This is a genomic window from Variovorax sp. GrIS 2.14 (assembly GCF_046115955.1).
GTDB lineage: Bacteria > Pseudomonadota > Gammaproteobacteria > Burkholderiales > Burkholderiaceae_C > Variovorax.
The window spans coordinates 1-11,266 of the sequence record NZ_JBJXIA010000045.1 but is presented as its reverse complement, the minus strand read 5'-3'; the positions used below and the strand labels follow the sequence as shown (position 1 = coordinate 11,266).

Sequence of the window (11,266 nt, the reverse complement as noted above, 5' to 3'; positions counted from 1 at the left end):
TTCAGATCGACCAGCAGCTCGGCGATGGCGCCGTTGAGCTCGGCCAGGCTGAAGAAGCGCCGGTTGCGCAGCCGCGCCAGAATCCATCGCTCGACTACGAGTACCGCGTTCTCGACCTTCGGCTTGCCACGTGGAAAAGGCGGTGAGCTTGAGGCCCGGTCAAAAGATCACTTGCGCGCTCCCCAAATCGTCCACGATCACGCTGAAATCGCGTCCACGTTCAGCCTGAAACGCCGTCCACGATGGGCTGAAATATGCAGCCGCTGCGACACGCGCGGCCAGATCAGGCCCATGCGACGTGGCTCACTGGGCAAAGGCAAGGCAATGCGCACCAGCCGTAATCCTTCAGGCCAGGGCCGGATCCAATCCGATACCAGCGACACGCCCGGTCCGCGGTCGGTTCTGTCGCAATAGCAGAGAGAGGTCGAACAAATCCTTGTGTTGGTCGGCTGTTGCGGCCAGTTGAGGATTGAACCAAATGCCGGAATTTCGTTGATCCATGGGCCCATTGGAAATCATTGCCAGCATTGGGTTCGGAAGGTGACGGTATGGGTCACACTGGGTCGAGATGGACACCGGCTGCATCGAGCGCTTGCAGTTGAAGCGCGCCAGGATGCTGGAGTGGTTTGCCAACCGCACTGCGGCGCTGGTTGTCATGGAAGCCTGTGGCGGTGCTCACGACTGGGGTCGGGCTCTGATTGGATTGGGCCACGAGGTGCGACTCATCTCACCCAGGAAGGTGCGGCCGTTCGTGCAGCGCAACAAGACCGATGCAGCCGACGCGCAAGCGATCTGGACCGCATGCCAACAGCCCGGCATGCGCTTCGTTCCCGTCAAGACCGAAGCCCAGCAGATCGTGCTGTCGCTGCACCGGTTGCGCGCGCAGCTCATGAAGACCCGCATCATGCAAACCAACGAACTCCGAGGGCTGCTCTACGAGTTCGGCATCGTGCTGCCAGAGGGTCACGCAGCACTCCTCAAGGCACTGCCTGATGCCCTGTGCGACGCGAAGGCCCGGCTGCCAGCGATGCTCATGGACAGCCTGGACGAGCAACTCAGGCGAGTCCAGCAACTGCAGGCCGACATCGGCCTCGTCGAGCGCCGGCTCTCGCAGCAGATGCGGGAGATACCGGCCTGCAAAGCTGTCGCCGAAATCCCCGGTACTGGCCTTCTTACGGCGACGGCGGTCGTCGCCAGCATGGGCACGCCGACATCGTTCAAAGACGCTCGGGAGTTTGCTGCATGGATCGGACTGGTCCCTCGCCAGACCGGCACCGGTGGACGGGTCCGGCAGCTGGGCATCAGCAAGCGCGGCGATGCTTACCTCAGAACGTTGCTGATGCACGGTGCTCGAGCCGTGGTGATCCGATCCAAGGTTGGCCCGACATGGCCATGGCTGACCGCGCTGTTGCAGCGCCGGCCGTACAGCGTGGCTGTCGCTGCGGTGGCGAACAAGCTGGCGCGGACGATATGGGCGGTGCTGGCACGCGGCCAGGGCTGGCGCCCCGAGGCGTGGCAGGCCGCGCACTGACTACGAAGACAACGAAGACCACGAAGACGAACGAGCAACCAGTTTGAAGGAGAGCAAGCGACCACGCGTGTGATGGGACAGACAGGTCGGACCGGGACGGGGACACTCCGATAGGGAACAAGAGCAGCAAGCTCGTTGATCAGATGGGAACCTCGTCAGCGAAAACCATCAGGGCCAGCAGGCATATCAGCTTGCACAACAGGCCGGATATAAGACTGCAGCCCTGCCTCCTGAATCGTCACACACACGAGTTCTTGCAATCCGGGAGGCGCCCATATAAGCGCCTCCCTAGCGTCACCGCCAGCAATCCGAGCCCAATCTCGACGACGCGCCAACGATTCAGCCGCTGCAGAGTACGTCGCGCTGACCCAACCGGCTTTCGCTGTTGGTGTCCGTCAGGTTGCGCCCGGCTTGGTCGGCGCGTGCCGCGGTGGCATCCAAAACCACGGCAGTTGAAACGACACGACTGCTGTCCTTAGCGGCCCACGGCGCGGACAGTACCCCTGCTTTGCGACGTTCTTTCGGGCTGCAGTCCCTTTGAATTTCACCGACTGCCTATACTTGACTAAATTACTACAGTATCCATCCTGGCCAGAAGGTCTTGACTGCGGTCGACCCTGCTCGGACAGCGAGGCATCGGCGGTCAGAAACGAATTGAACTGATCCACCGGTTTTCTTTGAGTGCCCTGCCGGGTTTTCCGGGGGGTGCGTTTTCATACAAGGATTTCATCAAATGACCATGACATTGACTGAAAAAGCAGCGCTTCAGATCCAGCGCCAGCTTGAAAAACGCGGCAAGGGCATTGCCCTGCGCATCGGCGTCAAAAAGGTCGGCTGCACCGGCCTGGCGCACACCTTTGACCTGATCGATGAAGCCGGCCCGGGCGACCATAGCTTCGAGTCGCACGGCGCGCGCATTGTGGTGGATGCTGGCAGCCTTGAATTCCTCGACGGCTCGCGCATCGACTTCGTCACCGAAGGCCTGAAGCAGAGCTTCAAGTTCGACAACCCCAATGTCGACAACGAATGCGGCTGCGGCGAAAGTTTCAACGTCAAGAAAAAGGCAGTCGACAACAAGACCTGAGCGAATCACCGCCGACCTTTATTTCTTCAAGCCACACAACCCGCCAGAAGTAACACCATGAGTGCCGTACTGCAAAATCTTGTCAACCAGCCTTACAAGCACGGCTTCGTCACCAACATCGAATCCGATGTCGCGCCCAAGGGGCTCAGCGAAGACACCATCCGCATGATTTCTGCCAAGAAGGACGAACCGGCGTGGCTGCTCGACTTCCGGCTCCAAGCCTACCAAGCATGGCTGTTGATGACCGAGCCGACCTGGCCCAACGTGCATTACCCGAAGATCGACTTCCAGGCCATCAGCTACTACGCAGCGCCCAAACAAAAACCCAAGCTGAGCAGCATGGACGAGGTCGATCCCGAGCTGCTGCGCACCTTTGAAAAGCTCGGCGTGCCGCTGCACGAGCGCATGGCGCTGGCCGGCGTGGCGGTTGACGTGATTTTCGACAGCGTGTCGGTGGCCACCACCTACAAGGCCAAGCTGGCTGAGGCCGGCATCATCTTCTGCTCGATGTCCGAAGCCGTGCTGGAGCACCCGGAACTGGTGAAAAAATACCTGGGTACGGTGGTGCCCACGAGCGACAACTACTACGCCGCGCTCAACTCGGCGGTGTTCACCGACGGCTCGTTCTGCTTCATCCCCAGCGGCGTCAAGTGCCCGATGGATTTGTCGACCTACTTTCGCATCAACACTGAGGAGTCGGGGCAGTTCGAACGCACGTTGATCGTGGCCGAAGAAGGCGCCACCGTGTCCTACCTCGAAGGCTGCACGGCGCCCGCCTTCAGCAGCAACCAGCTGCATGCGGCGGTGGTGGAGCTAGTGGCGCTGGACAACGCCGACATCAAGTACTCGACGGTGCAAAACTGGTATGCAGGCGATGAAAACGGCGTTGGCGGCATCTACAACTTCGTCACCAAGCGCGGCTTGGCCAAAGGTGTGAATTCGCGCATTTCCTGGACCCAGGTCGAGACCGGCTCGGCCATCACCTGGAAGTACCCGTCGGTGATTCTGCGCGGCGACAACTCGGTCGGCGAGTTCTATTCGGTGGCGGTGACCAACCACCACCAGCAGGCCGACACCGGCACCAAGATGATCCACTTGGGCAAGAACACGCGCAGCACCATTGTCAGCAAGGGCATCTCGGCAGGGCAGTCGAGCAACAGCTACCGGGGCTTGGTCAAGGTGATGCCGACAGCCACCGGGGCGCGCAATTATTCGCAGTGCGATTCGATGCTGATTGGCGACAAGTCGGGTGCGCACACCTTTCCCTACATCCAAGTGCGCAACCCGACTGCTCAGGTCGAGCACGAGGCCTCGACCTCCAAGATTGGCGAAGACCAGCTCTTTTATTTTGCCCAGCGCGGTATCAGCGCCGAAGCCGCGGTGTCCATGATCATCAATGGATTCTGTAAGGATGTTTTTCAACAATTGCCGATGGAATTCGCGGTCGAAGCGACCCAACTGCTCGGCTTCAAACTCGAAGGAGCGGTCGGATGATCAACCCCAACGGCCCGGTATTGCTGGGGGTGCGCGGCCTGTGCGCCAGCGTCAACGGCATCGACATTCTCAAGGGCCTGGACTTCACGGTCAGGCGCGGTGAAGTGCACGCCATCATGGGGCCCAACGGCTCGGGGAAAAGCACCTTTGCCAAAGTGCTGGCCGGCCACACGGCGTATACGGTCACGGCTGGAACGGTGCAGTTTGAAGGTCAGGACCTGCTGGCGCTGGCGCCCGAAGCGCGCGCCCTGGCCGGCATGTTCCTGGGCTTTCAGTATCCGATTGAAATCCCCGGCGTGGCCAACAGCCAGTTCTTGCGCCTGAGCTACAACACGCTGCAGGCGCAGCGCGGCAAAGAAGAGCTGGACCCGCTGGAGTTTGACGACTTTGTGCGCGAGAAAATGAAACTGCTCGAGATGAATCCCGATTTCCTGGACCGCAGCGTCAACGAAGGCTTTTCGGGCGGCGAGAAAAAGCGCAACGAAATTTTGCAGATGGCGCTGCTGGAGCCACGCCTGGCAATTCTGGACGAGACCGATTCTGGCCTGGACATCGACGCGCTGCGCATTGTGTCTCAGGGCGTGAACCAGCTGATCAACCCTGACAACGCCGTGATTTTGGTGACGCACTACCAGCGGCTGCTGAACTACATCGTGCCCGACTTCGTTCATGTGATGGAGGCCGGCCGCATCATCAAGACCGGTGGCAAGGAACTCGCGCTGGAACTCGAAAAACGCGGCTACGACTGGGTCAGCGCCGAGCACCAGGCGGCTAACGGGGCGAGAACCGAAGAGGTCAACGCATGAGCAGCGCCACTGCATTTCGCGCGCCCACGGTAGATCACCTGAGCACGATGCTGGCCGCCCAGCCGCTTCTGGCGCCCAGCCGTTGGGCACTCATCAATGCGATGCACGAACAAGCGCAGACAGTGCTTGGCGCGCTGGCCATGCCGACGCGACGCGACGAGGAGTGGCGCTTCACCGATTTGGCGCCGATGCACCGGCTGACGTTCCAGCCGGTGCTCGTTGCCTCCCTGCTGCAGCTAGAAGACATCGCGCCGTTTTGCCTTGACGACGCCGCGATACGGCTGGTGTTTGTCGATGGCGCTTATGCGCCGCAGTTGTCGAGCCTAGCACTCGACGGCGGCGTGTTAGTGAGCGATCTGCCGACGGCGATGGCCACACACAGCGCCGCGTTGGAGGCGCAACTGGGCCGCCAGCAGGCGCTGGGCGACAACGTGTTTGCCGCGCTCAATACAGCATATCTGCAGGATGCAGCGGTGCTGATAGTACCGCGCCATGTGGAGGTGGCAGCTCCGGTGCATCTGCTGTTCGTTGCCACGCAGGCGGGCGCGCTCAGCCACCAGCGCTGTATGGTGCTGGCCGAAGCAAGCAGCCGCGTGACGTTGGTCGAAGACTACGTGGCGCTGCAGGATGCGGCTTACTTGGCTTACTTGGTAAATCCGGTGACGGAAATCGTGCTGGCAGACCAGGCGAGTGTTACGCATATCCGCGTGCAGCGCGACGGCCAGCAGGCGTTTCACATCGCCAACTGCGCGGTGTCTGTGGGGCGCTCGGCCCACTACCAGTCGGTCAGCTTGGCGATGGGCGCGCAGCTGTCGCGCTACCACTTGAGCGTGGTGCTGGGTGAGGGCGCCGAGTGCGCTGTTGACGGGCTTGCGCTGCTGGCCGGCAGCCAGCTGGCGGACACCCACAGCTGCATCGACCACACCCAGCCGCATGCCAGCAGCCGTCAGCTGCACAAGTGCATTGCCGACGGCAGCGCGCATGCGGTGTTCAACGGCAAGGTGATCGTTCGCCCCGGCGCCCAACGCACCGACTCGGCCCAATCCAGCCGCAACCTGCTGCTCAGTAGCCGGGCCCAGGTCGATACCCAGCCGCAGCTGGAGATTTTTGCTGACGACGTGAAATGCACGCATGGCGCCACGATTGGCCAGCTGGATGCCGAAGAACTGTTTTACCTGCAGAGCCGCGGTTTGTCCGGCAGCGCCGCACGCCAGCTGCTGACCTACGCATTTGGCGCCGAGATCATCGAGCGCATTTCTGTGCCATCGCTCAAGCATCAGCTGCAGCAGCGCATGCTGGTGCAAACAAGCAGCCAGCCATGAACGTGCGTGCCGAGTCAACCCACGTCACGCCTGTGTTCGATGTCGAGCAGGTGCGCGCCGACTTTCCCATACTGCATATCGAGGTCGAAGGCAATCCGCTGGTCTACCTTGACAACGCGGCCTCTAGCCAGATGCCGCAGCCCGTCATAGACCGCCTGGTGCGCTACCAGACCACGGAGCACGCCAACATCCACCGGGCGGTACACACCCTGTCCGAACGGGCGACCGCCGCGTATGAAGAAGCGCGCATAAAGCTGCAGCGTTTCATCAACGCACCCGACGAGCGCGAAGTGATCTTCACCAGCGGCACCACCGAGGCCATCAACCTGGTGATGCACGGCTATGGCCGCAAGTTCATCAAGGCCGGTGACGAGATTATTTTGACCACGCTGGAGCACCATTCCAACATCGTGCCGTGGCAAATGTTGGCCGAGGAAACTGGCGCCAAAATCCGCGTGCTGCCCATTAACTACGCTGGGGAGTTGTGCCTCGACGAGTTCAAGCAGTTGTTGAACGCCCGTACCAAGCTGGTCGGCGTGAGCCATGTCTCGAATGCGCTGGGCAGCATCAACCCGGTCAAAGAAATGATTGCACTGGCGCACCGCCATGGCGTGCCGGTGCTGGTTGATGGCGCGCAGGCCGCGCCTCACATGCCCGTGGATGTGCAGGACCTGGACTGCGACTTCTATGCCTTCTCGGGCCACAAGCTGTGCGGGCCAACCGGCATTGGCGTGCTTTACGGCAAGGCCGCGCTGCTTGAGAAAATGCAGCCCTTCAAGGGCGGCGGCGACATGATCTTGTCGGTCTCTTTCGAGAAAACCATCTACAACACGATTCCCTACAAGTTCGAGGCAGGCACGCCGCCGATTGCCGCCGCCATCGGGCTGGGCGCGGCGGTCGATTACCTGTCTGCCCTTGGCATGGAAGCCATTGCCCGGCATGAGCACGCGCTGCTGCAGTACGCCACCGGCCAGCTCAACGCACTGCCCGATCTGCGACTCATCGGAACGGCGAGGAACAAGGCGGCGGTGCTGTCCTTCACGCTGGACGGCATCCACCCGCACGATGTCGGCACTCTGCTGAACCAGGAGGGCATTGCCGTGCGCACTGGGCACCACTGCGCGCAGCCGGTGATGGCGCGCTTCAAGGTGCCCGCTACCACACGCGCCTCGTTTGCGTTTTACAACAGCATGGCGGAAGTCGATGCGCTGGTGGCCGGCATTCGCAATGTGCAAAAGGTGTTTGCATAATGGCCGACTACAAAGCGCTCTACCAGGAAGTCATCCTGGACCACAACAAAAAGCCGCGCAACTACGGCACGCTGGAACACCCCAGCTACCGGGCCGACGGCCACAACCCGCTATGCGGCGACCACCTCAGCGTGGCGCTGCAGCTACAGGGCGAAACCATTGACCAAATCGCGTTTCAGGGCGAGTCGTGCGCCATCTGCAAGGCATCGGCCTCGATGATGACGGCCGCCGTGAAGGGCAAGACGCGCGAGCAGGCCCAGGCCTTGAGCCAGGAATTCCTGGCCATGGCGACCGGCAAGCTCGATTTGAGCCAGCCCAACCAGATCGGGCGGCTGGCCGTGTTTGCCGGCGTGCGCGATCTGCCGACGCGCGTCAAGTGCGCGATCTTGCCGTGGCACACGCTGCTGGCCGCCTTTAATTCGCAAGGCACTGCCAGCACCGAAGCCTGATGTTGTTGATGAGTGCTGAACTCCAGAAAGGACCCCATGCTGACTGCCCATGAACTGAAAAACTACATCGTGAACGGCCTGGCCTGCGACCACGCGGAGGTGCTGGGCGATGACGGCCAGCACTTCGAGGCGGTGGTCGTGAGCCCGCTGTTTGCCGGAAAAACCCGGGTGCAGCAGCACCAGCAGGTCTACCAGGCGTTGGGCGATCGCATGCGCTCGGAAATCCACGCGCTCTCGCTGCAAACCTTGACGCCCGAGGCGTGGGCTAAATCGACCTCCCGATAACTAAGGAACTCACATGGATACGCAGGAAAAAATCCACGCACAAGTCACTGGCAATGCCGTCGTGCTTTACATGAAGGGAACGCCGCAGTTCCCGCAGTGCGGATTTTCAGGTGCCACGGTGCAGATGCTGCAGGCCTGCGGCCTGCAGGACTTTGCTGCGGTCGACGTGCTGGCTGACCCGGAGATCCGGGCCGGCATCAAGGCTTACGCTAACTGGCCGACCATTCCGCAGCTCTACGTTCACGGCGAACTGTTGGGTGGTGCCGACATCGTTCGCGAGTTGTACGAGTCGGGCGAACTGCGGATGCTGCTCAACCCGGCAGGGGCACTCTGACCTTGAAATTACCATGGTTCAGCGCCCGCGAGGCGCCCTTTTTCAGGAGGCTTGAATGCCAAAAATTGCCGAAATAGACGACACCCCGAACCCGAATGCGGTCAAGTTCACGCTCCGCGAGCCGCTGACCTGGGGTGTTTCGCATTCCTACGAAAACGCAGGGCAGGTCAGCGGCGACGCGCTGGCCTCGGCGCTGTTCGCCATTCCCCACGTCAGCAACGTGTTTTACGTCGACCGCTGGCTCACCGTGACGCAGGACGGCGGTGCCGACTGGCCCGAGTTGGTGCGGCTGATTGCCGTGCCGCTGCGCGCCGCGCCGGCCGCTGCGGCGCAGTCAGCCGCCGCCGTATTTGCAGCGCGGGTGTCCATCGACGACATGAGCGAAGAAGACCAGGAGCGGCTGGAAGTCATCAGCGAACTGCTCGATGAGCGCATCCGGCCATCGCTGCAGGCCGACGGTGGCGACCTGCATCTGGTCGGCCTGTCCGGCAACCACCTCAGCATCCACTACCAGGGCGCCTGCGGCAGCTGCCCGAGCTCGATCTCTGGCACGCTGGCCGCGATCCAGAACCTGGTGTGCACGATCGAGCCTGACCTTGCCGTCGTCGCTGTCTAGCCTGCTGCCGTGACAGGCCAGCGACTCACAACTCGACATGCTATGAAATCCTTTCACACCTGAGCCCACAAGTCTTGAAACACCGCTATGCAAACCACTGCCCCCGCACAACAGCTCGCGCCAGGCGCATTGAACCAGCCGGCCGCCGGCCCCGGGAAACTGCCGGGCATCGATCATCTCATCGCGGTCGGTAGCGGCAAGGGCGGCGTCGGCAAATCCACGGTGAGCGTCAATCTGGCGCTTGCACTGGCGCAGCGCGGAGCGCGCGTCGGACTGGTGGACGCCGACATCCTGGGCCCCAGCATCCCCGGCATGCTGGGCATCCCGACCGGCGTGCCGCCCGAGATGGTTCTGTCGCAATAGCAGAGCGAGGTTGAGACGGGAGCTGGAGTGGCTGGCCTCAAAAGGCCAGAGAGTAGAACTCTTCAGCAGCGGACGATGCTCATTGAGCGAATCGAGCTGTAAGCACCCAGCCAAGTCATATTGCATCGCGGCCATCGAGCAGGAGCTCGAACAACTCGCTTTGGTGCCTTGCGCCGAGAAGACCAAACAAGTTCCGCGTCGCGCGCCGCTGCCGGGGCACCTGCCGCGCACCGAGATTCACCACGAGCCCGAGAGCACCACTTGCACGTGCGGCTGCGCGCTGCAACGCATTGGCCAGGACGTTGCCGAGCGACTGGACTATGTACCGGGCGTCTTCACGGCGAAGCGCCACATCCGCGGCAAATGGGCCTGTGCAATCTGCCAGACGCTGATGCAGGCGCCGGTGCCCGCGCAGATGATCGACAAGGGCATCCCCACGGCTGGTCTGCTGGCCCAGGTGATGGTGGCCAAGTACGCCGACCACCTGCCGCTGTACCGCCAAGAGAGCATCTTCGGACGCGCTGGCTTCGCCATTCCCCGCTCCACGCTGGGGGCCTGGGTGGGCGTGACGCAAGCAGGCTGCCTGGCGCATGCGCGGCGCAAGTTCGTCGACCTGCAGGTGACGGGCAAGAGCCTGATCGCCGAGACGGCGGTGCGCTTCTTCGCGCAGCTCTATGAGGTGGAGCGCGAGGTCCGAGCGCTCGATGCCGACGAGCGGCAGTGCATTCGTCAAGTCCGAGCCCGGCCGCTCGCCGATGCGCTGCACGCCTGGATGATCGCCCAACGCCAGCAGTTGCCCGTGGGCTCGGCTACAGCGCGCGCCGTCGACTACAGCTTGAAGCGGTGGGTCGCGCTGACGCGCTATATCGATGATGGTCGCCTGCCGGCAGACAACAACTGGATCGAGAACCAGATTCGCCCGGTGGCCGTGGGGCGCTCGAACTGGTTGTTTGCCGGCAGCTTGCGTGCGGGTCAGAGAGCCGCAGCGATCATGAGTCTGATCCAGTCGGCACGGCTCAACGGACACGACCCGTACGCGTATCTGAAGGACGTCTTCACGCGACTGCCGACGCAGCCGATGAGCCGCATCGAGGAGTTACTGCCGCATTGCTGGGTCCCGCCAGTCACGAACTGAGTTGCCGCAGGGCTGAACACCTTGGGGGCGGGTGCGTCAATGTGTGTTTGCCGGGTGCTTACATCGAGCTGGCCCTTCTTGATCATGTGCATGGTCTCAATGCCTGCGATGAGGGCACGAGCGCAGCGAAGCGACTTGAATCCGAGCATGGGTCGCACGATGCGTTTGATCGCCCGATGGTCTTGCTCGATGAGGTTGTTGAGGTATTTCGATTGACGCATCTCGATGTCCGCTCCGCTGTCAGCACACATGTCGAGGATCGCCGCCGTGTTGGCGCCGCTCTTGTCGATGGTGATCTTCTCGGGCACGCCGTGCAGGTCGATGGCACGCTCGAAGAAGCATCTCGCCGCGGCGACATCGCGGTGTGCACGCAGCAGGAAGTCGATCGTGTGGCCGGCGCGGTCCACCGCCCGGTACAAGTACTTCCACTCGCCGCTGACCTTGATGTACGTTTCATCCATTCGCCAGCTCGTGCCGACCGAGCGCTTGCGTCGCCTCAAGGCGGCGGCAAGAACCGGCATCATCTTGACCGATCACCGATGAATCGTGGCGTGATCGACCACAACCCCACGCTCGGCCATCATCTCTTGGATCTGT

At 62.1% G+C, this 11,266-nt stretch carries 10 protein-coding genes and 4 pseudogenes; 12 read left to right on the top strand and 2 right to left on the bottom strand.

Annotated elements, in window-relative coordinates; all coding sequences use genetic code 11:
• Window positions 1-197: 197 nt before the first annotated feature.
• Complete coding sequence (locus RCH10_RS26365; RefSeq protein ID WP_409054673.1) at window positions 198-509, bottom strand: hypothetical protein; 312 nt, start codon at window positions 507-509, stop codon at window positions 198-200.
• Window positions 510-556: 47 nt separating this feature from the next.
• Between RCH10_RS26365 and RCH10_RS26360 the strand changes: the two are divergent.
• The 12 genes and pseudogenes from RCH10_RS26360 to tnpC form a co-directional block, all read left to right on the top strand.
• A pseudogene (locus RCH10_RS26360) lies at window positions 557-1,531 on the top strand (IS110 family transposase); the annotation flags it as partial.
• Between the two features lie 733 nt (window positions 1,532-2,264).
• Complete coding sequence (locus RCH10_RS26355) at window positions 2,265-2,615, top strand: HesB/IscA family protein (RefSeq protein ID WP_409054672.1); 351 nt, start codon at window positions 2,265-2,267, stop codon at window positions 2,613-2,615.
• A 57-nt stretch (window positions 2,616-2,672) separates the two neighbouring features.
• Window positions 2,673-4,109 (top strand): Fe-S cluster assembly protein SufB, encoded by a 1,437-nt coding sequence (gene sufB, locus RCH10_RS26350; protein ID WP_409054671.1) that lies wholly within the window; start codon window positions 2,673-2,675, stop codon window positions 4,107-4,109.
• Window positions 4,106-4,915, top strand: a complete 810-nt coding sequence (gene sufC / locus RCH10_RS26345) for a Fe-S cluster assembly ATPase SufC (protein ID WP_409054670.1) — start codon at window positions 4,106-4,108, stop codon at window positions 4,913-4,915. The genes sufB and sufC overlap by 4 nt, the downstream gene beginning before the upstream one ends.
• Window positions 4,912-6,237 (top strand): Fe-S cluster assembly protein SufD, encoded by a 1,326-nt coding sequence (gene sufD / locus RCH10_RS26340; RefSeq protein ID WP_409054669.1) that lies wholly within the window; start codon window positions 4,912-4,914, stop codon window positions 6,235-6,237. Before sufC ends, sufD begins: the two co-directional genes overlap by 4 nt.
• Window positions 6,234-7,487 (top strand): SufS family cysteine desulfurase, encoded by a 1,254-nt coding sequence (locus RCH10_RS26335; protein ID WP_409054668.1) that lies wholly within the window; start codon window positions 6,234-6,236, stop codon window positions 7,485-7,487. The genes sufD and RCH10_RS26335 overlap by 4 nt, the downstream gene beginning before the upstream one ends.
• Window positions 7,487-7,936 carry a Fe-S cluster assembly sulfur transfer protein SufU gene (sufU, locus tag RCH10_RS26330; protein WP_409054667.1) on the top strand — a complete coding sequence of 150 codons (450 nt, stop codon included), beginning with the start codon at window positions 7,487-7,489 and terminating at the stop codon, window positions 7,934-7,936. The genes RCH10_RS26335 and sufU overlap by 1 nt, the downstream gene beginning before the upstream one ends.
• 36 nt (window positions 7,937-7,972) lie before the next feature.
• Window positions 7,973-8,221, top strand: a complete 249-nt coding sequence (locus RCH10_RS26325) for a BolA family protein (RefSeq protein WP_409054666.1) — start codon at window positions 7,973-7,975, stop codon at window positions 8,219-8,221.
• Window positions 8,222-8,234: 13 nt separating this feature from the next.
• A complete protein-coding gene (gene grxD / locus RCH10_RS26320; RefSeq protein WP_409054665.1) occupies window positions 8,235-8,555 on the top strand; it encodes a Grx4 family monothiol glutaredoxin in 321 nt (106 codons plus the stop codon).
• 55 nt (window positions 8,556-8,610) lie between these two features.
• Window positions 8,611-9,171 carry a NifU family protein gene (locus RCH10_RS26315; protein WP_409054664.1) on the top strand — a complete coding sequence of 187 codons (561 nt, stop codon included), beginning with the start codon at window positions 8,611-8,613 and terminating at the stop codon, window positions 9,169-9,171.
• A 177-nt stretch (window positions 9,172-9,348) separates the two neighbouring features.
• Window positions 9,349-9,495, top strand: a pseudogene (locus RCH10_RS26310) (P-loop NTPase); the annotation flags it as partial.
• Between the two features lie 163 nt (window positions 9,496-9,658).
• Window positions 9,659-10,669, top strand: a pseudogene (gene tnpC, locus RCH10_RS26305) (IS66 family transposase); the annotation flags it as partial.
• Between the two features lie 65 nt (window positions 10,670-10,734).
• Here the strand turns inward: tnpC and RCH10_RS26300 are convergent.
• Window positions 10,735-11,266, bottom strand: a pseudogene (locus RCH10_RS26300) (IS6 family transposase); the annotation flags it as partial.